Raw genomic sequence first — 24,074 nt, 5'->3', positions numbered from 1 at the left:
AGAAGTTTATGTTAAAAGAAAAATTAAAATTTATTCAATCGTCATAGATTTTAGTTTGGTTCTATAGGCTTCGAGGGCTACCGATTTCGAGATAAAACCATAGTATTTCCCGTCTTTTAGTACTGGAAGAAATACCACTTTTGCATTTTCAAATTTATTCATGACAGTTTCCATACTGTCATTAGGCGTAATGATTTCTATGGGTTGAATCATAACTTCTTTTACCAAGGTATATTTTACGCGATATTGATTAAAGATAATTTCTCTTATTGTATTAAAATGGACTATACCGACCATTTTTTGGTCTTTATCGACAACAGCAAAAATAACCTGATTAGAGTGCGAAATTAAATCAACTAAACGTTCTAAATTTTCATCAGGGGAAACTGTCAAATAATCTGTTTGAATGATTGAGTTGGTGTCTAATGTCGTTAGAATGTTGGAGTCTTTGTTACTCGTAAACGCATGCCCTTTTGCCGCTAAGCTCTTGACGTCCATGGAATGTTTTTCAAAACGTTTTGAAATGGCAAAACTGATTGAAGCAACAATCATAAGCGGAATCATTAAATTATAACCTCCCGTAATTTCTGCAATTAAGAAGATGGCTGTTAATGGCGCATGAAATAAACCGCTTAGAATTCCTGCCATTCCAACCATTGTAAAATTACTGATAGGCAATTTCGTCAATCCCGTCAGATTTAGAAATTTGGAAAAGAAAAAACCAACATAAGAACCCAGAAATAGGGAAGGAGCGAAGTTTCCACCATTTCCGCCACAACCTAAAGTAATTCCTGTAGCAAAAACTTTTAACATCATCGTTAAACCAATAAAGATCAAAAGTGCCCAACTATTATTTCTAAAACTACCGAAAAGCGTGTTTTCGAGTAACTGGCCTGGATCACTTTCAGATAATGTTTTAATACTTTCATAACCTTCACCAAAAAGCGTGGGAAAAACAAAGATTATGATTGCCAATATTGAAGCGCCAAATAAGGCTTTTTTATAAGGAGATAATTTAAGTCGAGCGAAAAAATGTTCTACCCTAGCAAAGTTTCTGGAGTAATAAACCGAAATAAATCCTGTAAATAAACCGAGAAGGATATAAAAAGGAATGTTATGAAAATCAAATGTTTGTTGCTGTTTGAAAGACAATAAAATTGTTTCATCTAAAACAATTACAGATACTAAAGCTCCGGTTGCTGCAGCAATCATAATTGGAGTAAATGCTGAAATACTCACATCTACCAGCAGCACTTCAATGGCAAATAATACACCGGCAATTGGAGCATTAAACGCTGCAGCGACTCCCGCCGCAACACCGCAACCAATAAGTAGGGTTCTGTCCTTATAACTTAATTTGTATCGCTGGGCATAATTAGATCCAAAAGCTGCTCCTGTAATTACAATTGGACTCTCTAAACCGGCAGAACCACCTAAACCAACGGTAAGCGAGCTGGTAATGATTTGAGCATACATTTGCTTTTTTGGTATGATACTCGCTTTTTTTGCGACAGTATATAAAATTTGTGAAGTTCCTTTTTCAATTGTACCTCCCAGAACTTTTTTGACAACAAAAACAGTTAATAGTATTCCAATTATTGGTAAAATACTATTAATGAAGCTTAGTTTTAAAATACCATTAATATAAGTCGCAAACGAAAATACCCAGTGGGCAAAGGATTTTAATACAATTACCGCAAATGCCGAAGAAATACCAACCAAAACCGCAGATAAAAATATAAATTGCTTTGGTGTTAAAATAGATTGTGCAAAAGCGATTATGGTTTCTAGTTTCGAGAGATATTTTTTGAACATTCTATTTTTTTAAAGAGTGCTAAATTACAATTATTATTAGCTTACTTGATGTTTTTCAATGCTTCTTTTGTACTCAAAGGCATTAAATTATTGTTAGCAACAAAAATTTTCACCGCTTCGGGATTTGTCTTTGCATATTCTCTCAATGCCCATCCAATTGCTTTTTGAATGAAAAATTCTTTGGACATTTTATGTTTATTACATTCAACTTTCAATAGTTCAAAGTTTGTTTTTTGTTTATAATTTAACTGAAATAAAATGGCGCTTCGATTCAGCCACATATTTTCTGATTTAGAAAATCGTGCAATTATATTTTTGGTTTCCAATGGGAATTCTAATAAATATTCTCCCAATATGTATTTTGCAATTGTATCAACACTGTCCCACCAGGTATTTGTAACAATTAATTTTTCAATGTTTTGAATATCATCTTTCTTATAATTTCCTTTGAGTTCTTTTATCAAAATTTCAATGGCGCAATAATGGAATTCCCGTTGTGGTTTCGAATATAGTTCTAGAGCAATCTCTCTTGCATTTTCAGTAACTTCTTTTTTGTTTTGTTTCCAAATTTCCTTGAAAATGCGTCTTCGGTTCTCGGTTTTTATTCCAAAGAAAGAAAAATTATTTCGCATATATTTGGCCATTGCAAAAGCATTTTCCGAATTTTGGTTTGCTACGAAAGCGTGCTCTAAGGCAGGTATAAATTTCATAAATTGCTCCTTCTTAAAATCCAACCGCTTTATCATCTCCTCTAAAATCGGCTCCACCTTCTAAAGTTTTATTTGGCAAAGCCAAAATAGCATCTACTTTTCCTATTACTGGAGTCGTTTTTTCATTGATAAGATATCCTTTTGATTTCAAGGTTTCAAAGGTTTTAGTATCGAATGTATTGGGTTCAAAAGTGATTAAATCCGGTAACCATTGATGATGAAAACGGGGTGCATTTACAGCTTGCTGCATGCTCAAACTATATTCGTAAACATTTAATATCGTCTGCAATACCGAAGTGATAATCGTAGAACCTCCAGGCGAACCCACAGCCATAAATAATTTACCATTTTTCTCAACAATTGTTGGAGTCATAGAACTCAACATTCTTTTTTGTGGCGCAATACTGTTGGCTTCATTTCCTACCAAACCGAACATATTTGGTTCACCTGGCTTCGCACTGAAATCATCCATTTCATTGTTTAAGAAAAAGCCCAATTCGTCACAATAATATTTGGAACCGTAACCGTCATTTAGGGTTGTAGTTGCTGAAACCGCATTGCCAAAAGGGTCCACAATCGAATAATGAGTAGTTTCCATACTCTCATTATAATTTACTTTTCCTTGTTTTATATCTGATGATAAAGTGGCTTTATCAAAACTAAAGTTTGACATTCTCTGTTTCAAATAGTCATTTGACATTAATTCCTTTAATGGTATTTTTACAAAATCAGGATCGCCCAGAAAATAACTTCTGTCAGCATAAGCTCTTCTTTCGGCTTCAACTATAACCTGAATGGCTTCTGATGAATTATGTCCCATTTTTGCCAAATTGTAAGGTTCAATCATTTTGAATATTTCGGCTAGGCAAATTCCGCCACTGCTCGGCGGAGACATAGAGATTATCTTTAAATCTTTGTAATCAAAAGTAAGAGGAGTGCGCCATTTAGCTTCATATTTGGCCAAATCTTCCAAAGTGATTATCGCCCCTTTTTCCTGAAGGTATTTAACTAATATTTTAGCAGTTTCTCCTTTGTAAAATTCATCTCGTCCATTTTTGGAAATTCTTTTCAATGTAGTTGCCAGCGCAGGATATTTTATAAAGTCGTTTTCTTTGAAAACAGTAGAAAACAGAGAATTTGGTCCATTTTTTTTCAATATTTCCACTTTATAATCATTAAAACGAAGTTCTTGTTTTTTAGTAACTATCACACCTCTTTCTGCTAATGCAATTACCGGTTTTAATATTTCTTCGATAGGCAAGGACCCTAATTTTTTGTGTACTTCAAAAACTCCGGCAATCGTTCCAGGCACGCCAATGGCCAAAGCTGTCCCTGTACTTTTTCCTTTTATAACATTTCCTTTTTCGTCAAGAAACATATTTTTTGTGGCTGCTAATGGTGCTTTTTCTCGGTAATCTAAAGAACCAACTTCGCCGTTTGCTTTTCGATACACCATAAAACCGCCACCGCCAAGATTTCCTGCAAACGGATAAGCAACTGCAAGAGCCAATTCGGTTCCAACCATCGCATCAAAAGCATTACCGCCTTTCTTCATGATTTCGACACCTATTTTTGATGCCTCTTCACGTGCCGAAACTACCATTGCTTTATCAGCAACCAGTCCTGTGGGCTTTACTATAACATTTTGGGTTTTACAACCAATAGAAAAAACACTCAATAGAATAATAATTTTTTTCAATCTGATATTCTGAATTTATAAGAATATAATTTTTAAAAACCAACCGCTTTATTATCACCTCTTTTATCTGCGCCACCTTCAAGTTTTCCATTTGGTAATACCAAAACAGCATCTACTTCCCCAATGATTTCTTTATTTTTTTCATTGATGTTGTATCCTTTTTTCTTCAAATTGTTCAATAATTCTTTATCGAAAGAATTGGGTTCAAATGTAATTTCATCGGGTAACCACTGATGGTGAAAACGAGGTGCGTTTACTGCTTCCTGCATGCTCATGCCAAATTCATAGACATTCAATATTGTTTGTAAAACAGATGTAATGATCGTTGAACCACCCGGCGTTCCCACAACCATAAAAAGTTTACCGTCTTTCTCTACAATTGTTGGCGACATAGAGCTCAACATTCTTTTTTGGGGAGCAATGCTGTTTGCTTCCGTTCCCGTAAGTCCATATAAATTTGGAACCCCTGGCTTTGCGCTGAAATCGTCCATTTGATTATTTAAAAAGAAGCCCAATTCATCGCAATATATTTTAGAACCATAATTGTCATTTAATGTAGTCGTTACCGATACAGCATTCCCTTTTGAATCGACAATCGAATAATGAGTCGTTTGTTTGCTCTCATATCCTTTGATTTTCCCATTAGCGATATCTGAGGATTTTGAAGCTTGATCGAATGAAAAATCACTCATTCTTTTTTCTAAATAGGCTGGATCGACTAATTCTTTCAAAGGAAGCTTTACAAAATCAGGATCTCCCAAGAAATAATTCCGGTCAGCATACGCTCTTCGTTCCGCTTCCGTAATTACCTGAATTGTTTTTTGACTGTTGTGCCCCATTTGTGAAAGGTTATAAGGCTCAATCATTTTCATGATTTGATTCAAACAAATTCCGCCACTGCTTGGTGGAGACATTGAGGTAATCTTTAATTCTTTATATTGAAATGTAATAGGTGTTCTCCATTTTGCTTGGTATTTTTTCAAATCTTCCATAGTTACATTTCCGCCTTTTTTAGACAGAAAAGCAACTAACTTTTCAGCGGTTTCTCCATTGTAAAATTCATCACGACCGTTTATGGCAATTCGTTTTAATGTGGCTGCCAATGCTGGATATTTGATAGTGTCATTTTCTTTATATTCTTTCGAAAACAAACTGTTTCGCCCGTTAGCCTTGATGAAAGAAGCTCTGTAATCAGCTAGACTTTGCGCTTGAAATTTAGTGACAACAACACCTCTTTCTGCCAAAGCAATTACAGGTTTAAGAATTTCACTTATGGGTAAGGAACCATATTTTTTATGTACTTCAAATATTCCTGCAATGGTACCCGGAATTCCCAATGCCAGAGCGGTTTCTCTACTTTTACCCTCAATTACATTTCCGTTTTTATCCAAATACATATCTTTAGTTGCTGCCAAAGGTGCTTTTTCTCTGTAATCTATAGCTCCGGTTTCACCGTTGGCTTTCCTGAAAACCATGAAACCACCGCCGCCAATATTTCCAGCTTGTGGATGTGAAACCGCCAAAGCCAGTTCAGTTGCTACCATCGCATCAAAAGCATTTCCGCCCTTTTTCATGATTTCAACTCCTATTTGCGAAGCTTCCTCGCGAGCAGAAACCACCATCGCTTTTGAAGTTACTAAACCTGTAGGTTCAACAGTTTTTTCATTTGATTTACAGCCTAAAACAGCAAAGGCAAGGAGAAAAAGTATTTTTTTCATAAGGTCATTATTTTTTCATTCGAAAATAGTATTAATTCTTTAAAAAACTCGCTAAACTCGGTTTCAAATTCCGAATAAAATTCTGAAAGTTCAGTTGTAGCAAAACGCATTTTTGATTCATTTTTGGTACGATGATCCATTTGGGTCAAAATTCGATTGATTCCTTCAACTGTTTGATAACTCACCAGCCAATTATATTCAATCATGTAGGGCATCATTCCTTTGGTTCTATCGGATAAAATATCAGGATTATTATGCAAAGATTGATAAAATCGATCTACAAATTCTTCTAGTTTTTCATCAGAATAGGTATTCCAGTTTTTAGCCAAAAAATGATCATAAAAAACATCTACAATCACACCAGCATAATGATGGTAATTTTCATGCAGTTTCTTGGTGCTTTTTCTAAAAATGGGATGGGCATCTGTAAAAGTGTCTATGGCACGGTGTAGAATGATTCCTTTTTGAACATCAATGGGATAACTTTCAAAATGTTTCCCCCGAATGCCATCTGCCATGAAATTGCCAATTTTTATTAAATCATTATCTCCGGAAAGGTATATGTGCGCTAGAAAATTCATTCGCCTAATTTAGGAATTTAAATGATGAATTTTGAATTCTAAATGACTTTTATAAACCGTCAATTATTATATTTGTGAGCAATTTAAAATTTATAATTCAAAAATTAAAATAATAATCAATGACTTTAATAAAATCAATATCAGGAATTCGTGGAACAATAGGAGGTAAAGTGGGTGATAACCTGACACCTGTTGATGCAGTTAAATTTGCTTCGGCTTATGGGACTTGGTTGAAAAAATATATAGGAAAAGAGAAAATAACGGTTGTTGTAGGTCGTGATGCTCGTATTTCTGGACCAATGATTCACAATTTGGTGGTAAACACTTTAATTGGTTTAGGAATTGACGTGATTGATTTGGGACTTTCTACAACGCCAACTGTTGAAGTTGCTGTTCCGTTAGAAAAAGCCGAAGGTGGAATTATCCTTACGGCTTCGCACAATCCAAAACAATGGAATGCCTTGAAATTATTGAATGAAAAAGGCGAGTTCTTAAACGGTGAAGAAGGGCTGAAAATTCTTGAAATTGCCGAGGCTGAAGCTTTCGATTTTTCGGATGTAGATGATTTAGGTGTTATTATGATTAACGATGCTTATATGGATATTCATATTGATGAAGTATTAAATTTGCCTCTGGTAGATGTTGATGCGGTTAAAGCGGCTAAATTCAAAGTGGTTGTTGATGGTGTGAATTCTTCAGGTGGAATTATTATTCCAAGATTGTTAGAATTAATGGGCGTTGAAGTGGTGGAATTATACTGCGAACCGAACGGACATTTTCCTCACAATCCGGAACCGTTGAAAGAGCATTTGACTGATATTTCGGAACTGGTAGTGAAAGAAAAAGCTGATTTAGGAATCGTAGTGGATCCTGATGTGGATCGTTTGGCTTTCATTTGTGAAGACGGTGAAATGTTTGGAGAAGAATACACTTTGGTAGCTTGCGCTGATTATGTATTGAGTAAAACACCGGGAAATACCGTTTCGAATATGTCTTCCTCTCGTGCGTTGCGTGATGTGACCAACTTGCATAACGGGAGCTATGAAGCAAGCGCTGTAGGTGAGGTGAATGTAGTGGAGCTAATGAAAAAGAATAATGCCGTAATTGGTGGTGAAGGAAATGGTGGAATCATTTATCCGGAACTTCATTACGGACGTGATAGTTTGGTGGGAGTGGCCCTATTCTTAACACATTTGGCCAACAAAAAGATGAAAGTTTCTGCTTTGCGTGCTTCCTATCCTGAATATTACATGAGCAAAAATAAAATCGAATTGACGCCACAAATTGATGTGGATGCGATTCTTGTTGCCATGACTGAGAAATATAAAAATGAAGATATTACCACTATTGACGGCGTGAAAATTGATTTTGCTGAAAATTGGGTTCACTTAAGAAAATCAAATACAGAGCCAATTATTCGTATTTACACGGAAGCGTCTTCACAAGAAAAAGCAGATGCGTTAGCACTTCGAATTATTGAAGAAATAAAAGCAGTAGCAGGAATTTAAACGCAACTGCTTTCAAATAAATAACCCTTTCAGAGTCCTTAGCTTTGAAAGGGTTTTGTCTTTTTAGAGGTGTATTTCGCTGTTATTTATGCTTATATGATTTTAAATATATATATAATTACGAATATTAAAAAATTTTATATTCGTAATGTAGCGGTAAAATTTCCGGGTTGGGTTCTTTTACGCCATGCTTATTAAGAATTGGCATTAATGCTTGTCCAAATTCATTGAACTTATCTGCATTTTCCCAAACGTCTACTACTTTCACCCCTTTATTAGTAGGAGCACCTGCGTGGTGAATTAAACCTTTTGGATTTTCATAACCCGCCGCACGAAGATCTTGCCATATTTGATCATATTCCTTTACTGTCATTCCGGGAAAGTCAAATTGGACCATTACTTTTTTCATGTTTTCCATTTGTGGTGATATTATTCTTCTACTCATTTGGCTTTTCGATTGCGCCCCGTTTTTAATGTGGCTTCTGGTCTCCACTTATAATTAATACAAAAATACAATTATATTATTTTTAATTAATTGATAAACAGTATTTTGTATGTTTTGTATGTTGATTTTGTACTTTAAATAATAATTATAGTAATAAAAGAGTGTTAACGATTTACAAGCAATATTTAAAAGGTTATTGAGACTGGGAATAAGATTTATTACAGTAGTTGCTTGATTTTTCTAATGTATTTTTTGTATTAAAAATTACATAGTACACTAGCGCAATTCTTTCAATGTATATATCAAATGGGAAACCCTTTTAAACTTTAAGTTGAAAGGGTTGTGTTTTTATTAATCTGAAAAGAGTATGGTTGTTGATGCTTTTAAAAATTCACTCTGAAACTTACATTTGGAGTAAGACCAAGTGATTTGTTATCCACTTTTATAGCGTTATCAGTGTTGTTTGAATCCAACTTATAATACCTATTGATTATATTATCTTCATTTGTTATATTTATTATACCTGCGCGTAAGGTTGCCTTTATGGCATTGGTAAAATTAAAGTTATAACTAAAGGATGCGTCCAAACGCATAAAATTATTTAGGTTGCTGCCGTTAGGGCTATCATAATTGACCATTGTTGTATTGCCATTTGTGACAGTTTCATCACCATCAACTGGTTTTGTATACGGTTGTCCATTTCTCCAAATTCCGCCAATAGAGGCTTTTAAATTTTTATTAATGTCATAATTCAGACCAAAAGAAACCGAATGTCTAATATCTGCATTATTTGGGAATGTCGATGGATTAAAAGTTTCAAATTCATAATTATTGACACTAAAAGTATAACTGATCCAAGTACTATATTTTGCTGCAGTTTTATTTGCTAAAAACTCGATACCTTTTGCAGTATAGCTGCCATGCGCATTTTTATATTGAAAATTGTTATAAAATCCCTGATTAGAGGCAGTGATTCCATTTACTTTTTTTATGAAACCAGTAAGATCAATCGTTAGTTTATTTTTGTTGAATTCCACACCTAAAGAACCCTGTTTGCTCATGGCAATAGGGATATCTTTATTGTCTACCAAAACCCAACGTCTTTTCTCCACACCTAGAAAATCATCTTCAAAATCTACAATTTGAGTAGTAGATTGGTTTTTAAATTCTCCTTCTAGTTTTAAAGCAAATTCGTTTGATAATTTTTGTCTAAAGTTTATTCTGGGCTCCACCAAAAACTTTGCGAATTTTTGAAAATAATTCAAGCGTACCCCAACTCTCAAATAGGTGTTTTTTTTGTTGAATTCGGCTTCAGAAAATACTGCATGATTTCGCAATACCTCTTTTATGGTGCTTGAGTACGAAGGATTACTAACAACGGTTTGATTGAGCATACCCGTTTCATTAAATTGGTAACCAACTAAGAAATTTAAGTTCTCATTAGTTTTGTAATAAGTATTCAATTTTACTCCAGTTTCAAGCACTTCATTGGCTTCAGTCAAGCGCTGATCCGTTTCAATTCTGTAATCAATTGCGTCAATATTGTATCTGGAAAAGTAAGTGATGAAGTGTGAGCTTAATTTTGGATTCCATTGTGCTTTCCAATTTCCTCCGTAACCAATATTTTTCTGAGATAAATTACTAGTTTTAGATTGGGATGTATTTGAGTTTGCTGTTAAACGTTCTGAATAATCTAAGGCATTATTAATCCCAATAATGTTGGCTCTGAATTGATGTTTTTCATTTAAATCAAAAAGTAATTTAGCAGTATAATCATAGAAGTAAAAGTCAGATGAAGTATCATTTTTATCACTGTCAGCATTGATTTCACTGTCTTGAAAACTGCGTTCAAAATAGCTGGTATAGGTAGGGGATTTAAATAATTCGGTAATAGAACGTCGTCCGGATATATGTAGTGCCAGGTTTCTGGCAATAGGGATTTCTAAAAACGCATCGGCACTGATTAGATTTATTCCTCCGCCTCCTGAAAACTTATTGGATATAACATCCTTAGTGTACATGTTTATCGTACTCGAAACGCCATCGCTATATTCCGCACTTGTTCCGTTTTTGCTCACCACTACTTTTTCAGTAAGGTTGGGATTGTAAGCAGAAATTAAACCGAAAAAATGACCGGAATGGTACATTTTGATATTATCCCACAGGATTAAATTTTGATCATTTGTACCGCCACGAACGTTGATATTAGCAATGCTTTCATTGGAGCTTTCAACACCGGGAAGCGCTTGTATAGATTGCAAAATGTCAGGTTCTATTAATCCGGGAAGAATACCAAATTTTTTAGTATTTAAAACAGTGCTTCCATCTAAATATTTTTGTAATCCCGGGGTTAAAAAGACATTTATCAAAACCTGATTCAGTTCCTCATTTTTTGCAGGAAGAAGAATTTCTTTGCAATTGTTTTGTGCAGAAAACAATTCGTTTGCTTCAAATTGTTTGGATTCAAAACCCAAATAGGAAATGGTTAGTATTGCATTGATCGGAATGTTCTGTAATTTAAATTTTCCAGTTTCATCTGTTATGGTACTTCTTCCAATATCCTTTACAAGGATTGAAGCGCCAACTAAAAGAGATTTTTTTTCGTCGAAAACAACTCCACAAATGGATATTGTTTTGTTTAGCACTGAAACAGTAACATATCGACTGTCTAGTGCTTTAAAATTTAAAAGTGTTTTCGAGTTTAGATAATCAATAGTTTCTTGTAATGTAAAGGCAGTATTCGGTTTGACAATTTTAATTGCGGCTACATCTTCTACGGCATAAGAAAACTTAATATTAAATTGTTTTTCGATTGAAACAATAAGATCTGTTAAAGGGATCTTTTTAGTTGTATTTTGTCCGTAAGTGATACTTCCAATACAAAACAGGATGTAAACTAACCATTTATTTAGCTTCATAGTTGTAAAAAGTAATGGTTTTGCCTTCCGTTTTATAACTTAATTGAAGCGGTATCGTTACAGCTTGAAGCGCTATATCTTTATTCGTGTGGGTGAAACTTCCCGTGAATAATTTTGAGGTGTCGACTCCTTTTACTTTAATTTTGATATCATATTGACGCTCTAGTTCGGCAATAACCTGATCTAACGGAATTCCGCTAAAGGTTGATTCTTTTTGTATCCAAGACGGGTTTGTTGCCTCGTAATCTTCAACGTTTTGAATTTGATTATTGATTACACGAAATGTTTTACCATGGGGTAATTTTACGGTTTCATTTTTATACGTTACACTGACTAATCCTTCATAACAGTGAACCTCAAAATAGTTGTCCCGTTGTTTTACATTAAAATGCGTGCCCAAGACTTGAACGACTCCATCGGAAGTATTAACACTAAAAGTTTGTCCCTTTTGCACCTTAAAATAAGCTTCGCCTTGCAGTGATAAATTTCTTTTTTCTTTCCATTTTTTTTCATTGAATGTTATTTTTGAAGCGGCATTTAATGTTACTTCTGAATTATCGGGAAGATTGAAGGTTTTGGTTTGTGCTATTTGAGTTTCAAATGAGGTAGTATTAGTAAAGAAGAAGAAATACGATGAAGTTAATAAAATAGCCAAAACAGCTGCAACTTTATAGAATGTCTTAAAGTTTAGTGTTCTAACTTTTATTTCTTTTTTAGTTTTGTTTCTGAGCTTAAAAGCCTCAAACGCAGCAGCTGCATCCACTTTTGGAGTTTGCAATTGTGCTGTGTAATGAGCAATTTTTTCCAGCGTTTCAAAACCTTCAGATTGTTTTAAATCCTCAATTTCTTTGCTTGAAAGCTCATCATTCAACCATTTTAATATCTCTTTTTCGTTTTTCATTTTATATCTCTATGTTTATAAGACAACTAACTTTGTATTTACCCTATAGCTAAATGACTAATTATATATTTTCTATTTGGGATTTTAATATTTGTAATGCTCCAGACATTCTTTTCTCTACGGTTTTTTGAGAGATATCGAGTAACTCCGCTATTTCTCTGTACTTTTTTCCATCTATACGATTCAGTAAAAATACTTCCCTTTGCAGTTCGCTCAATGATGCGATTGCACTGGCAAGTTTTTGTTTAAATTCTTCTTCTTCGAATAAATATTCAGGACTTTGATTATTGGTATCTAAATTTGGAGATTCTTTAGCATAAGCCAGTACGACTTTTTGATGCTTGATGTTGTTTAGAAATAAATTATTGATGCTGGTAAACAAATAGGTTTTTACTTTACTAAAATCAATTTTGGAACAATTCTCCCAAATTTTAGTAAATGCATCCTGTACCAAGTCTAATGCAGCTTCGCTATCTCCACATTTATAATAAGCAAAATTATTTGCCGATTGCACATGTTTTAAGTAAAAGTCTCTAAAATGATTTTCTTCGCAAAGTTTAGTGTTATCGTCGCTCATATAATACTATTTCATTTTGGTAGGAGGTAAAAGTAAATTATTTTTTCAAAATTAATACTGTAAATTATTGCTTGCCTATATTTTTAATATAATTTAAATATTTAAAATATTGTAAGTTAATGTGTTATATTTTATTTGGTTAATTTTTTTATTTTTTTTAGAATTTAGGGTAGGGTAAAAGCTAAGAGAGTTGTCTTACTAACAGAAAGGCGTAAAAAAGACCGCTTGTAAATATAAAAAAACATTAAATTTGAAAATTATGAAAAAATTAAAAACGATTACAGGGATTGCACTAATGGCTATTTTAGGTTTTACTTCTTGTCAAAGTGAAGTAAACGATGTTCAAGGACAAAATCCAAATACAAATTCTGCCAATTCTACGACTGCAAACAATTTAAAACGTACATCTATGTACGATGGCTCATTTGATGATTTTATTGATGGAGCTTCTTGCTCTTCAATTGTATTACCAGCTATTGCAAAAGTTAATGGTGTTCAGGTTTCAATTTTAAGTCAACTGGATTACCAACAGGTAATTTCTATTTTGGGTCAGTTCAACAACGATCAAGACACTGTTGTTTTGCAATTCCCTTTAAAAGTTAAATTAAGTAACTATACAGAGGCTACTGTTACTAATCAAACAGAGTATAATGCTATTCTTAATGCTTGTACATCAGCGGAGGCTTCAGGACAAGATGCCATTTCTTCGGTAAATATTAACTTCCCAATTACAATTTTAACGTATAATGTTAGTTTAGTACAAACAGGAAGTGTTGTCATCACATCCGAGCAACAATTATATACGTATATGTCTAATGTAAGCAGCACGGAATTATTTTCAGTAAAATACCCAATGACAGTTACGCTTATTGATGGTACAAAAACAACAATTTCAAGTGACGCTGAATTTCAATCGACTATTAATGCATCTCTTAAAACAGAAGCAACAATGGCAACGGCAGTTGAAAATTCAAAAAAACTAGAGACAATTTTGGTAAATGGAAAGTTTAAAGTGGAATCATTTTTAACTTCAGGAGTCAATACTGCAACTAACTATAAAGACTACACGGTTGATTTTGCAAATAATTTGTCTGTAACCGCTGTTAGTACTTTAAGCTCAACTGTAAATGGAACCTATGCTGTAAGTTCACAATTAGAAGTTTTTCTTAAATTGAATTTTTCTGGTAATGCGACATTCAATTTGTTAAACAATAATTGGAAAGTAACTAGTTTTACTGCTACATCAATTTCATTACAAAGTACTACTAACGCAGCAGTAACAGTAATTTTGAAACAAATATAAAGCAGGGTTTAATTTGAATGCTATATAATAAATAACAGTTGCGGTAAATACTGTAGCTGTTATTTATAAATTAACTAATAACTTAAAAAGATAATAATGAAAAAAAGAATTGCAGTACTAACGATATGTTTTGGCTTATTGCTATCCTGTTCAAAAGAGGATGATTTAAGTAACAGTTCCGGAACAGTAAGTTCCATTGCTAACAATAAAAAGCCTACCGGTAGTTCGGCAAATGATTTATTATCTGACAATACGTTTAAAAGTACAGTTGTTGAATTGGTTTATGTCGTAGGATTTGAACCCACAACTACCGCAATAAACAACTTCGTAGCTTTTCTAGAAGCAAGAACCTATAAACCTGGGGGAATAACTGTAATTAAAAGAGCAATTGTCTCACCTGGGAATGCTCCTTATACAAATGAAGAAATCGCAGCAATTGAGGATGCTAACAGAACAAAATACAATACGGCAAATCAAGTAGCGATATGGGCATTCTTTGCCGATGGACAATCAACTAGTGATACTAGTACAAGTGTTATTTTAGGAACCGCGTATAGAAATACTTCATTTGTTATTTATGAAAAAACCGTTCAAGGTTTAAGCGACAGTCCATTTGAGCCAAACAGGACTTTGCTTGAAACGACGGTAATTACACACGAGTTTGGACATATTCTTGGACTGACAAACCTTGGTACAGCTTTGCAAAGTAATCATGAAGATACGGCACATGCTAAGCATTGTAATGTAAATAGTTGCTTAATGTTTTGGTCTTCAGAAACAGGAAATGGTATTGGAAATATGGTTTCAGGCGGATCAGCACCGCAGTTAGACGCACAATGTATTGCAGATCTGCGTGCCAATGGAGGAAAATAAAATAGTAGATATATAATAATTCAAAAACAGAAATTTTATGAAAAAGCAGAATTTAATAATTGCCTTATTTTTTGGGATGGTAGCTTCGATCAGTGCCCAAAATAAAACGTATCACAAATCAAACGCAGGTATAAAAGGCGGGTATAATTTAGCCGCAGTAAATTATGATGGTCAAGGAGAAACGGGACAACGTCATGGATTTCATGTTGGTGTTTACGGCGAGGAATTTATTAGCCCAAATTTTTCAATTCAACCGGAATTAATGTATTCTCAACAAGGATACGAGATCAAAGACAGTAATGGGACATTTACACAAAAATTAAATTATATCAATTTACCGGTAATGCTTAAAGCGTATCCTTCTAAAAATTTCTTTTTGGAAGCAGGCCCACAAATAGGATTGGCTATTTCTCATAAAGAAGAGTACAATGGTTTCATTAGTAGTTCACAAGAATACGATCCAAACAATTTTGATTGGGGATTGAACTTTGGAGGTGGTTTTAAAACTGATTCCGGTATAAGTTTAGGTGTTCGTTACCATTTGGGCTTAGGAGATTTGTATGATAGTGGTCAGGCACATAACAGAGTTTGGCAATTTTCAGTAGGGTTTGATTTATAAAACCTACCAAGTATACATTAGAAATGTCCAAGAATTCTTGGACATTTTTTTGTTTGTATTTCTATTTCTTTGCTGGAGGTCTAAAAAAAGTATTTATAAATGAGCCCTGCAGTAAATTTCCGCGTTAAGCCATCTGGTCTAATTTCTCTCACTACAAATGGAGTGGCAGCTGATAGCTCTATAGAATTTTTAGAATTAACTGCATAAGAAGCAATTAAATTCCCATTAATGGTCAATCCATCAGAGTTTTTAATGTTTTCTCTTATTCCAAAAGCATTTTCATAGGTATCTTCACCTAAATGATAGATAAATAAAATATTGGGCTTAAAAGTGAATTTATTATTTGCAGTTTGAATGGTATAGGTTGTTCTAAAAAGAGCGTCAGATTTTCTTTCGAATAAATTGGTAGAAGGAAAATCATCCGAGTTAGAAAACTCCTTAAAATAAGAATTTTTATTGTTATTGAATGCAGGAATTTGAATACCGGTATTAAAGTCCCATTTGTTATAATTTAAATTCAATCCCACAATCAAGTCAAAAGTTCCTAAGCTCGACTGATAGTCTAGTGGAAGTGAAAATCCATTAATTTTTTGATTCGAACTGGTAAAAGGTATTTTAAAACCTAGTAGAGCGCTCCATTGGGTTTTAGTTTTTATTTTCCAATTGTAATTCCCTATTAAATACCCGTCACCCAAACCTCCTCTTTTTCCAAAACTTCCACTAGCGACCGAATACGTTATTTTTGAACTTAACGACAAGCGTTCATTCACAGTTCTTGTATAGGTAACATAAGGTGAAAAATAAGAAACATCGGCTTCACCAGCGCCAAAAATACTTCCTATTTCTATTCCGTTCTTATATTCTCTATCTGAAGTATGAAAACTGTTGGCAATTGAACAAATTCCCGCGTCGCTGCATCCTTGTGCAAAGGAATTTGAAAGGAATCCTATAGCGAAAATTAATATTATTTTTTTCATGAGTTGTTTTTAATTTTTGGATAATTGTGCTATTGCAAAAAGATGATTGTATTGCTGGCAATGAATTAGTACATATTTATAGACGGAAACATCTACTTGCGACGGAATTTTGTAAATGGTTGCCGAAGTTAAATTTCCTAAAGTAACAAAGTCGGTTGGCTTATCTGTTTTAGAAAGATATACCTTTAAATCTGGACCATTAGAAATACTAAAATTTTCTAATCGCACTTCATTCTGATTTGCATTTAAATAAATTTTAGCTGAACCATTAACATTTATGCCTGAAGTTGGCATAAAATCACCTGTAAATGCAGGAAGTGTATTTTCAGGAATTGCAGCAGCTTGCTCTGGTTTCCTGGTCAATTCACCTTCAATCTCACAGGAAAGTAAGGTAAAGAAGAGGGGTAATAAAAATGCAATTTTTTTCATAATCAAAATGGATTTTAATTCATACTTAATCAAGTAATCAAATTTAAAAGTAATCAGGTTTATTCTTTGTCAGCTAGTTTACATTTAGCCAATTTTTTTAATTTAGTTTATTCATGGATTAACGATATTTGAAAAAGACTATTTAGTAAAAATCTATATCTTTGAACTCAAATTAAGTAACAATGACCACCACAGAAATGCCAACTCAATTAGAACAATACTTCCAACAGTTTCGCGATAACATTATTGGAATCAATCAAAAATTTGAAACTCCCTACGGGCAGCAACAAATTATTTATACGGATTGGACAGCCAGTGGTCGTTTATATCGCCCTATCGAAGAAAAATTGATGAATGAATTTGGTCCTTTTGTGGCCAATACCCATACAGAGACTACAGTTTCTGGTACAGCAATGACTAAAGCATATCATCAGGCGCGTCATATTATAAAACATCATGTTAATGCAAATACAGATGATGTTTTAATAACCGATGGAACAGGAATGACAGGTGTTGTCAATAAATTTCAACGTATTTTGGGATTAAAAGTACCAGAAAACCTAAAAGATTTCATCACTATTCCAGCCGAAAAAAAGCCAGTTGTTTTTATTTCTCACATGGAACATCATTCCAATCAAACCTCTTGGTTAGAAACTATTGCTGATGTTGAAGTAATCCCGTCCACTGAAGATGGTTTGTTCAGTATTGAAAATTTAGAAATACTGCTTGAAAAATATAAAGATAGAAGTTTCAAAATTGCTTCAATCACTTCTTGTTCCAATGTTACAGGAATTAAAACCCCATATCATGAAGCAGCAAAATTGATGCATCAGCATAATGGATTGTGTTTCGTAGATTTTGCATGTTCTGGGCCTTATGTAAAAATAGATATGCATCCTGTAGATCCGGAAAGTTATTTGGATGCTATTTTCTTTTCCCCGCATAAATTCCTTGGCGGACCCGGGACTTGTGGCGTTTTGGTATTCAATAAAAAATTGTATCAGAATTTGGTACCTGATTGTCCTGGAGGCGGAACTGTAAGTTGGACAAATCCTTGGGGAGAACACAAGTATATTGATAATATTGAAGATAGGGAAGACGGTGGAACACCTGGTTTTCTTCAAGTCATAAAAACGGCATTGGCAGTTCAGTTGAAAGAGAAAATGGGAATTGATAATATTCTAAAACGCGAGCACGAAATCGTGGATTATGTTTTCGAATCATTAGGGAATGTACCAAACATTAAAATTCTTGCCGGTCAACATCAGGATAGATTAGGGGTGATTTCTTTTTTTATTGAGGATTTACATTTCAATTTAGGAGTGAAATTGCTGAATGATAAATTCGGAATTCAAACTCGTGGCGGTTGCAGTTGTGCCGGAACTTATGGCCATTTTTTATTGCATGTAGACCAAGAAACCTCCCATAAATTAATTGACGAAATTACTTTAGGTGATTTAATCAGAAAGCCGGGTTGGATCAGAATGTCGATTCATCCCACCACTACAAATGCTGAAATAGAATTCGTCTGCAACGGGATAAAAGCATTGGCTGAAAACCACAAAATTTGGGCTTTGGACTATGATTACAATGCTGTCTCAAATGAATTTATAAATAAAGACGCAAAACCTTTAGAAGATCAATTGGTGAAAAGCTGGTTTTCATTGTAAAAAGTTGAGGTTTTAATAGAACTAAAAATATCACATATCATAAACGCTATTGCTTATAATATGTGATTTTTTTTTAACTGGAAACTGCGACTGAAAACTGTAACTGAATACTATAAACTGACTACTACCTTCTGTGTTTCCATCTTTTATGCGTCCAAAAATAATATTCAGGAGCTTCGTATATTTGTTTTTCTACTTCTTTTATAAAGATATGAGTAATCCCAAAGTCGGGAACTGAATTTGGATTGTCACTAATAGGAATTATGGTAAGTTCGTAATACCCTCTTTTTACCTTTTTTACTTTGGCAAAAACAACGGTCATATCATATTTTTTGGATAACATTTCAGGACCGGTATGAACAGGCACTTCGACACCCATAAAACTATCCCAATGAAATATCCGGTCTGCTTTCGGAGATTGATCACTGGCTAATCCATATACACAATGAATGCCATTTTTTTGATTATTAGAAATAAATGGAATTGTTTTATAGGTTGGAACTAATTCCGTGTTGTATTTTGATCGAATGTCTCTCACGAGTTTATCAAAATATTTATTGGCTAATTGTTTATATACACCTACACCTTGAAACGATAATTTTTGGTTCAGTGTAATCAGCCATTCCCAACTTGCATAATGAGAGGCTATTAGCATGATGCTTTTTCCTTTTTTCTCATAGTCCTTAATGACCTCCAAATTTGTTATTACGAATCTTTTGTTCATTTCTTCAGACGAAATGGTCATGGTTTTTATCATTTCCATGAACATATCGCATAAATGCTTATAGGATTTTTTCTCGATGACAAGACGTTCTTCATCATTAAGATGAGGTAATGCCAAGGCTAAGTTTGCTCTAACGGTTTTCTTTCGGTAACCAATGATGTAATAGACTATAAAATAGACGAAGTCAGATAACCAATAAAAAATGCGAAAAGGAAGAATAGAAATCATCCATAGAAATGGATAAGCTATTATAAATATAAGAAATTGCATTCAGTAATTTTTTATGCAAATATACGGCAAAAAGGAATATCGATATAAGTTTTGAACACTTACTAGTGAGATCTAGGAGAATCACTACATTTACAACTCAAAATAAATATACTTTATGAATGCCATTTTAATAGGAATAATAGTTGCTAATGTATTGATGAGTTACAAAGGGTTTAATGACCTTTCTTTTTTTAGAAAATATGAGTTTCATGTAGGCAGTATCCGAGCCGGAGAACAAATCCGAATGTTTTCGTCTGGATTTCTTCATGCTGATTTTCCACATTTGATTTTTAATATGTTAACGCTATATTTTTTTGCGCCTGTTGTTATTGAGTATTTGGGAGATTTCTCTTTTGCTTTGATTTATATCGGGAGTTTGATTTTTGGAAGCTTATTGACGATGCTGTTGCATAAAAACGATTACAGTTATAGAGCCGTAGGGGCATCAGGTGCTGTTACCGGTGTTTTATATTCGGCTATACTTTTGCAGCCAGATATGATGTTGGGTATATTTTTCGTTATTCCTATCCCGGCGTATCTTTTTGGAATTCTTTATTTAATGTATTCCATTTATGGGATGAAAGCTAAAAATGATAATATTGGTCACACAGCTCATTTTGGAGGTGCTATTGGAGGTTATGTGATTACTTTAATAAAAGACCCTCAATTGTTCGTAGATCATACCTTAATGGTGGTTTTATTAGCTATTCCTATCGTTATTCTTTTCGTTATGGAAAAAATGGGTAAACTATAAGGAATGGCACAACTTTTGAAAGAATATTACAACAAATAATTAAACTACATTAAGATGAAAAAAGCGTTACTAATTCTATCGATTCTATTTCTGACTGTATCCTATGGTCAAGAAATTAAACAAATTCCGCAAATAAATGTAAATGGGGAAGGTAAAGTAAAGGTTGTTCCAGATCAGGCGACTATACTTGCAACTATTGAAACCAAAGGGAATAACGCTAAAGACGTTAAAAAAGACAATGATCAAAAAATGGAAGCCGTTTTAAGATTTATTAAAAAAATGAATTTGGATCCTGCAGATTACAAGACCCAACGTGTTTCTTTGAATCCGCAATACGATTATGAAAAAAAGAAACATAGCTATAATGCAACTCAAACTGTGGAGATTTTGCTAAAAGATTTATCAAAATATGATGAATTAATGGATGGTTTAGTTGACCAGGGAATTAATAGAATTGATAATGTAACCTTTCAATCATCAAAGCTGGCCCAATACCAGTCTGAAGCTAGAAAATTAGCGATGAAAGAGGCAAAATTGAAAGCGGAGGATTATGTTTCTGTTCTGGGACAAAAAGTAGGGCGCGCTATGACGATATCTGACAATTCACAGACTTATTATCCACAACCGGTGTATATGGCCATGAAATCAATGGAAATGAGCGATACTAAAGCTCCAAGAGAAACGCTGGCAGTAGGAGAAATCAATATTACTGCTAATGTCAGTGTAAGTTTCATTTTGGAGTAATAAAAGGCATTTAGAAATATATAAATCCCATCTCTTTGAAAAAGGAGATGGGATTTTTTTGAATTTATTTTCACGAAATAAAACATTAAACATTTTAGTGGAGATAGCATTCCAATATCCCTTTACTTGGGGGTTGGAGAGCCCACAAATTTTTATATAAAAAAACGTTTCAATTGCTTGAAACGTTTTAGTGGGGAGAGCAGGATTCGAACCTGCGAAGTTTACACAGCAGATTTACAGTCTGCCCTCGTTGGCCGCTTGAGTATCTCCCCAAGACTCAACAAGCATTGCTTATTGTGCTAACCGGGTGCAAATATAGAAACTGTTTTGAAGTTTCCAAACTATATTTACACTTAATTTTAGTATTATTTTTAAAGCATTGGTATTGAATAAAATAAAAAAATCTCCACTAGGGAGATTTTTTAGTTTATTCTAATAATTGAGCTTATTTAGCTAAAAGCTCTATAATTTTCGCTCTTAATTCTTCACCTCTTAGATCTTTTGCAACTACATTTCCTGAAGCATCAAGAATAAAAGTGGCTGGAATAGATTCTACTTTATATTGTTTGGCAATAGGCTCGTCCCAAAATTTTAAATTTGAAACATGGTTCCAAGTCAATTTATCTTTTACGATTGCTTCTTTCCAAGCTTTAGCATCTTTATCTAAAGACACTCCAACCATATTAAGACCTTTTGAATGCAGGTCTTTATAAATTTCTACAACATTTGGATTTTCTGCTCTACATGGTCCACACCAAGAAGCCCAAAAATCAACGATTGTAACTTTTCCTAAACATTCTTTCAGAGAAATTATTTTCCCTTCAGGATTAGGACCAGAAAAATCTGCTCTTCATTTAGCTTCAGCTGCTGGAGCTGGAGCCGGCGCTGGAGGAGTAGTTCCAACAGAAGGTGATTTCATTTCAGCAAGTTTTGCTTTTACTGCTTTACCTGGCTTCGTGTTTTTTAGAGACTCCTCTAAGCCATTGTACATTTTTTCAGATTTTTTAGAATCAGCGCTTGGATCATTCAACATTCCTTGAATAATTAAAACAGAAATAAATGATTTTGGGTGAGTTTCAGCATAAGCAACATATTTAGCTTTTGAAGCTTCACCAACTTCTTGCTGGATTTTAGCAAAATCTTTCATCAAACCATTGATTACAACAGTATCTTTAGCTTGCTGTGCAGCATTCATTGCTTGCATGTTTTTCGTTTGGAAATCCATTAACTTCTTTTGAACTTGGGTGATTTCCTTGTTGAAAGTTACATATTCATCATTGTTGTATGTACCCGAAACTTTTGATTTTTGAAGAGTATCTTTATTTACTACAATTGTAATATCTCCATTTTCTAAAATGAAAGGAATTTTTTCTTGTGTTCCTTCAATTTGTAATGTATGAAAAGAAGGCTCTAAAGCTTTTCCTTTAATTTCAAATTTACCATTTTCAATTTTTACAGTATCAATAGCAATCATTCCCATACCATTTTCATTTTGGGTTTCCATGATCACTGTTTTTCCATTTTCAAATCCTGTTGCAGTACCTGAGATGGTATATTTATCTTTAGTACAAGAAGTCAAGATCACAACAGCAGAAAGTAATAAAATTATTTTTTTCATTATTTATTTAGTTAATTAAGTTAAGTCAGCAAAAGTATTTAAAAAAATAAATTATCTATAACTTTAGCACTTAAATTTTTGTTATAGTTTTTTATTCTTAATAAGCTTTTCGGGTTGCTAAAAGCGAAATAATTGGAGTTATTATACTAAATCAAATTTGTAAATTTTTTTGATTTCTATTTTTAAAAAAACGCGATACTGTAACTATTTGATTAGTAGTGGTTTTACTTAATTTCAATTAAAATAATTAGTAGTAACAACATAATCATACCTTCGAGTAATGGAAAAGGTTACAGACTGGATGTAATTTAGAAGTATAATTAGTTGTTCCTTATTGGAGTAGGATGATTAATTTCACATGTAGCATTGCTATTGTCGGCATGTTCTAATTCATTAACGGTAATCTTAATGTCTAAATTGATTTGTCTTAATTTTTTGTTTAGATCAGCAGATATAGGATTCAATTCAAGATCTAATTCTATTTGAGATTTTTGTAGCTGCAATATGTCCAACGTTTCTTGTGCTTTTTTGCGTTGGGACTTAAATATTTCGCAAGGATCTTTCATTATTTTATTTTGTAGGTTTATATTTACTTGGAGTTGCTAAATTATTAAATATAAGTTTATTACACAAGCTTGTTTTTTGAAAGATTTTTTGAAAACAAAAAATAAAACTGTATTAAAATAAAAAAGCACCCGTTTATAGGGTGCTTTGGATATTTTATCTTAAAAAATTAATCTTGGTTTATCGTTTTTCTCCAAGTAAAAGAATTAAGAATATGTCTTTTTGCAAATCTTCCAGGAGAATCTGCATTGACCATTTTCACATAAGTTGCTTTTGGTACACTAATATACTCGTAAACGCTACCATTTGAAAAATTGATGATCAATCGACCTTCAACAAACTTATAATCTGAAATTGTTGCAGTAGCAATAGTTTCAGTATATTCTGGTAAGTTTTGTTTAAGAGTTTCCGGATTGATACTTACTAAGAAATGATAAGCTTCAATAATTTTTTTACTATTTTCTTCAGCAACTTTTAATCCAGCTTCATCTCCTGAAAATTTGTCAGGATGTGCTTCTTTCATAGCATTACGATAAATCGTTTTCAAATCTTTAAGCTCAGCGGTTTTGTCTACATTTAGTAGTTTGCGGTATTCAACTATTTTTTTCATAAATATGGTAACTACTTGTCTTTTAATATAAAATCAATATAATTTGA

General features: G+C 33.4%; 22 protein-coding genes, 1 tRNA gene and 1 pseudogene. 7 read left to right on the top strand and 17 right to left on the bottom strand.

Translation table 11 applies throughout. From position 1 onward, the window contains the following. Positions 1-30: 30 nt before the first annotated feature. Genes BUC23_RS12410 through BUC23_RS12390 form a run of 5 tightly spaced genes read right to left on the bottom strand, consistent with a single transcriptional unit; the run spans position 31 to position 6,523 of the window. Positions 31-1,815, bottom strand: coding sequence for a chloride channel protein (locus BUC23_RS12410; RefSeq protein ID WP_073209907.1), 1,785 nt, complete (start codon positions 1,813-1,815; stop codon positions 31-33). 41 nt (positions 1,816-1,856) lie between these two features. Continuing rightward, positions 1,857-2,525 carry a DNA alkylation repair protein gene (locus tag BUC23_RS12405; RefSeq protein ID WP_073210025.1) on the bottom strand — a complete coding sequence of 223 codons (669 nt, stop codon included), beginning with the start codon at positions 2,523-2,525 and terminating at the stop codon, positions 1,857-1,859. 13 nt (positions 2,526-2,538) lie between these two features. Further along, the gene (ggt, locus tag BUC23_RS12400; RefSeq protein WP_073209905.1) at positions 2,539-4,224 is read right to left on the bottom strand and encodes a gamma-glutamyltransferase; all 1,686 of its coding nucleotides are present in this window, start codon (positions 4,222-4,224) and stop codon (positions 2,539-2,541) included. 32 nt (positions 4,225-4,256) lie between these two features. Then, positions 4,257-5,942, bottom strand: coding sequence for a gamma-glutamyltransferase (gene ggt / locus BUC23_RS12395; RefSeq protein ID WP_073209903.1), 1,686 nt, complete (start codon positions 5,940-5,942; stop codon positions 4,257-4,259). Beyond that, positions 5,939-6,523 (bottom strand): acyl carrier protein phosphodiesterase, encoded by a 585-nt coding sequence (locus BUC23_RS12390; protein ID WP_073209901.1) that lies wholly within the window; start codon positions 6,521-6,523, stop codon positions 5,939-5,941. Before BUC23_RS12390 ends, ggt (BUC23_RS12395) begins: the two co-directional genes overlap by 4 nt. A gap of 119 nt (positions 6,524-6,642) precedes the next feature. Here BUC23_RS12390 and glmM point away from each other — a divergent pair, with 119 nt between their 5' ends. Beyond that, positions 6,643-8,031, top strand: coding sequence for a phosphoglucosamine mutase (gene glmM, locus BUC23_RS12385; protein ID WP_073209899.1), 1,389 nt, complete (start codon positions 6,643-6,645; stop codon positions 8,029-8,031). A gap of 127 nt (positions 8,032-8,158) precedes the next feature. Here the strand turns inward: glmM and BUC23_RS12380 are convergent, their stop codons facing one another. The 4 genes from BUC23_RS12380 to BUC23_RS12365 form a co-directional block, all read right to left on the bottom strand. Further along, a complete protein-coding gene (locus tag BUC23_RS12380; RefSeq protein WP_139259867.1) occupies positions 8,159-8,476 on the bottom strand; it encodes a hypothetical protein in 318 nt (105 codons plus the stop codon). Between the two features lie 383 nt (positions 8,477-8,859). Then, positions 8,860-11,394 carry a TonB-dependent receptor plug domain-containing protein gene (locus BUC23_RS12375; protein WP_073209895.1) on the bottom strand — a complete coding sequence of 845 codons (2,535 nt, stop codon included), beginning with the start codon at positions 11,392-11,394 and terminating at the stop codon, positions 8,860-8,862. Then, complete coding sequence (locus BUC23_RS12370) at positions 11,381-12,295, bottom strand: FecR family protein (RefSeq protein ID WP_073209893.1); 915 nt, start codon at positions 12,293-12,295, stop codon at positions 11,381-11,383. Before BUC23_RS12370 ends, BUC23_RS12375 begins: the two co-directional genes overlap by 14 nt. Positions 12,296-12,356: 61 nt before the next feature. Next, positions 12,357-12,872 carry an RNA polymerase sigma factor gene (locus tag BUC23_RS12365; protein ID WP_073209891.1) on the bottom strand — a complete coding sequence of 172 codons (516 nt, stop codon included), beginning with the start codon at positions 12,870-12,872 and terminating at the stop codon, positions 12,357-12,359. A gap of 259 nt (positions 12,873-13,131) precedes the next feature. Here BUC23_RS12365 and BUC23_RS12360 point away from each other — a divergent pair, with 259 nt between their 5' ends. From BUC23_RS12360 to BUC23_RS12350, 3 genes are all read left to right on the top strand, one after another. After that, a complete protein-coding gene (locus tag BUC23_RS12360; RefSeq protein WP_073209890.1) occupies positions 13,132-14,175 on the top strand; it encodes a hypothetical protein in 1,044 nt (347 codons plus the stop codon). Between the two features lie 96 nt (positions 14,176-14,271). Next, positions 14,272-15,048: a membrane metalloprotease gene (locus tag BUC23_RS12355; RefSeq protein ID WP_073209888.1), complete on the top strand. Its 777-nt coding sequence runs from the start codon at positions 14,272-14,274 to the stop codon at positions 15,046-15,048. Positions 15,049-15,085: 37 nt separating this feature from the next. After that, a complete protein-coding gene (locus BUC23_RS12350) occupies positions 15,086-15,667 on the top strand; it encodes a porin family protein (protein ID WP_073209885.1) in 582 nt (193 codons plus the stop codon). A gap of 80 nt (positions 15,668-15,747) precedes the next feature. Here the strand turns inward: BUC23_RS12350 and BUC23_RS12345 are convergent, their stop codons facing one another. Together BUC23_RS12345 and BUC23_RS12340 are read right to left on the bottom strand one after the other, a co-directional pair. Further along, a complete protein-coding gene (locus BUC23_RS12345) occupies positions 15,748-16,644 on the bottom strand; it encodes a hypothetical protein (RefSeq protein WP_073209883.1) in 897 nt (298 codons plus the stop codon). A gap of 9 nt (positions 16,645-16,653) precedes the next feature. Continuing rightward, on the bottom strand, positions 16,654-17,073 hold the full coding sequence (locus tag BUC23_RS12340; RefSeq protein ID WP_073209881.1) for a DM13 domain-containing protein: 420 nt from the start codon (positions 17,071-17,073) through the stop codon (positions 16,654-16,656). 182 nt (positions 17,074-17,255) lie between these two features. Here BUC23_RS12340 and BUC23_RS12335 point away from each other — a divergent pair, with 182 nt between their 5' ends. After that, a complete protein-coding gene (locus BUC23_RS12335) occupies positions 17,256-18,743 on the top strand; it encodes an aminotransferase class V-fold PLP-dependent enzyme (RefSeq protein ID WP_073209879.1) in 1,488 nt (495 codons plus the stop codon). A gap of 124 nt (positions 18,744-18,867) precedes the next feature. Here BUC23_RS12335 and BUC23_RS12330 read toward each other — a convergent pair whose 3' ends face one another. After that, positions 18,868-19,737: a lysophospholipid acyltransferase family protein gene (locus tag BUC23_RS12330; protein WP_073209877.1), complete on the bottom strand. Its 870-nt coding sequence runs from the start codon at positions 19,735-19,737 to the stop codon at positions 18,868-18,870. A 115-nt stretch (positions 19,738-19,852) separates the two neighbouring features. Between BUC23_RS12330 and BUC23_RS12325 the strand changes: the two genes are divergently transcribed. Together BUC23_RS12325 and BUC23_RS12320 are read left to right on the top strand one after the other, a co-directional pair. After that, positions 19,853-20,491: a rhomboid family intramembrane serine protease gene (locus tag BUC23_RS12325; protein WP_073209876.1), complete on the top strand. Its 639-nt coding sequence runs from the start codon at positions 19,853-19,855 to the stop codon at positions 20,489-20,491. A 54-nt stretch (positions 20,492-20,545) separates the two neighbouring features. Further along, on the top strand, positions 20,546-21,235 hold the full coding sequence (locus tag BUC23_RS12320) for an SIMPL domain-containing protein (protein WP_073209874.1): 690 nt from the start codon (positions 20,546-20,548) through the stop codon (positions 21,233-21,235). A gap of 191 nt (positions 21,236-21,426) precedes the next feature. Here BUC23_RS12320 and BUC23_RS12315 read toward each other — a convergent pair. The 5 genes and pseudogenes from BUC23_RS12315 to BUC23_RS12295 form a co-directional block, all read right to left on the bottom strand. Next, positions 21,427-21,507: transfer RNA gene (locus BUC23_RS12315), tRNA-Tyr, on the bottom strand. A 173-nt stretch (positions 21,508-21,680) separates the two neighbouring features. After that, positions 21,681-22,067: pseudogene (locus BUC23_RS17225) on the bottom strand (TlpA family protein disulfide reductase); the annotation flags it as partial. A gap of 18 nt (positions 22,068-22,085) precedes the next feature. Continuing rightward, positions 22,086-22,853: a DUF4369 domain-containing protein gene (locus BUC23_RS12305; protein ID WP_073209871.1), complete on the bottom strand. Its 768-nt coding sequence runs from the start codon at positions 22,851-22,853 to the stop codon at positions 22,086-22,088. A gap of 320 nt (positions 22,854-23,173) precedes the next feature. Beyond that, complete coding sequence (locus BUC23_RS12300; RefSeq protein WP_073209869.1) at positions 23,174-23,419, bottom strand: hypothetical protein; 246 nt, start codon at positions 23,417-23,419, stop codon at positions 23,174-23,176. Between the two features lie 167 nt (positions 23,420-23,586). Continuing rightward, positions 23,587-24,027: a KTSC domain-containing protein gene (locus BUC23_RS12295; RefSeq protein WP_073209867.1), complete on the bottom strand. Its 441-nt coding sequence runs from the start codon at positions 24,025-24,027 to the stop codon at positions 23,587-23,589. Between the last annotated feature and the right edge of the window lie 47 nt (positions 24,028-24,074).

Origin of the sequence: Flavobacterium xinjiangense (genome assembly GCF_900142885.1) — a bacterium.
Lineage (GTDB): Bacteria > Bacteroidota > Bacteroidia > Flavobacteriales > Flavobacteriaceae > Flavobacterium > Flavobacterium xinjiangense.
This window is presented reverse-complemented; position numbering and strand designations above follow the sequence as displayed.

Excerpts from the sequence above, each read along its gene's own strand:
- BUC23_RS12410 (WP_073209907.1), bottom strand. The coding sequence starts at position 1,815 with ATGTTCAAAAAATATCTCTCGAAACTAGAAACCATAATCGCTTTTGCA.
- BUC23_RS12405 (WP_073210025.1), bottom strand. The coding sequence starts at position 2,525 with ATGAAATTTATACCTGCCTTAGAGCACGCTTTCGTAGCAAACCAAAAT.
- ggt (WP_073209903.1), bottom strand. The coding sequence starts at position 5,942 with ATGAAAAAAATACTTTTTCTCCTTGCCTTTGCTGTTTTAGGCTGTAAA.
- BUC23_RS12390 (WP_073209901.1), bottom strand. The coding sequence starts at position 6,523 with ATGAATTTTCTAGCGCACATATACCTTTCCGGAGATAATGATTTAATA.
- glmM (WP_073209899.1), top strand. The coding sequence starts at position 6,643 with ATGACTTTAATAAAATCAATATCAGGAATTCGTGGAACAATAGGAGGT.
- BUC23_RS12380 (WP_139259867.1), bottom strand. The coding sequence starts at position 8,476 with ATGAGTAGAAGAATAATATCACCACAAATGGAAAACATGAAAAAAGTA.
- BUC23_RS12375 (WP_073209895.1), bottom strand. The coding sequence starts at position 11,394 with ATGAAGCTAAATAAATGGTTAGTTTACATCCTGTTTTGTATTGGAAGT.
- BUC23_RS12370 (WP_073209893.1), bottom strand. The coding sequence starts at position 12,295 with ATGAAAAACGAAAAAGAGATATTAAAATGGTTGAATGATGAGCTTTCA.
- BUC23_RS12365 (WP_073209891.1), bottom strand. The coding sequence starts at position 12,872 with ATGAGCGACGATAACACTAAACTTTGCGAAGAAAATCATTTTAGAGAC.
- BUC23_RS12360 (WP_073209890.1), top strand. The coding sequence starts at position 13,132 with ATGAAAAAATTAAAAACGATTACAGGGATTGCACTAATGGCTATTTTA.
- BUC23_RS12355 (WP_073209888.1), top strand. The coding sequence starts at position 14,272 with ATGAAAAAAAGAATTGCAGTACTAACGATATGTTTTGGCTTATTGCTA.
- BUC23_RS12350 (WP_073209885.1), top strand. The coding sequence starts at position 15,086 with ATGAAAAAGCAGAATTTAATAATTGCCTTATTTTTTGGGATGGTAGCT.
- BUC23_RS12345 (WP_073209883.1), bottom strand. The coding sequence starts at position 16,644 with ATGAAAAAAATAATATTAATTTTCGCTATAGGATTCCTTTCAAATTCC.
- BUC23_RS12340 (WP_073209881.1), bottom strand. The coding sequence starts at position 17,073 with ATGAAAAAAATTGCATTTTTATTACCCCTCTTCTTTACCTTACTTTCC.
- BUC23_RS12335 (WP_073209879.1), top strand. The coding sequence starts at position 17,256 with ATGACCACCACAGAAATGCCAACTCAATTAGAACAATACTTCCAACAG.
- BUC23_RS12330 (WP_073209877.1), bottom strand. The coding sequence starts at position 19,737 with ATGCAATTTCTTATATTTATAATAGCTTATCCATTTCTATGGATGATT.
- BUC23_RS12325 (WP_073209876.1), top strand. The coding sequence starts at position 19,853 with ATGAATGCCATTTTAATAGGAATAATAGTTGCTAATGTATTGATGAGT.
- BUC23_RS12320 (WP_073209874.1), top strand. The coding sequence starts at position 20,546 with ATGAAAAAAGCGTTACTAATTCTATCGATTCTATTTCTGACTGTATCC.
- BUC23_RS12305 (WP_073209871.1), bottom strand. The coding sequence starts at position 22,853 with ATGAAAAAAATAATTTTATTACTTTCTGCTGTTGTGATCTTGACTTCT.
- BUC23_RS12300 (WP_073209869.1), bottom strand. The coding sequence starts at position 23,419 with ATGAAAGATCCTTGCGAAATATTTAAGTCCCAACGCAAAAAAGCACAA.
- BUC23_RS12295 (WP_073209867.1), bottom strand. The coding sequence starts at position 24,027 with ATGAAAAAAATAGTTGAATACCGCAAACTACTAAATGTAGACAAAACC.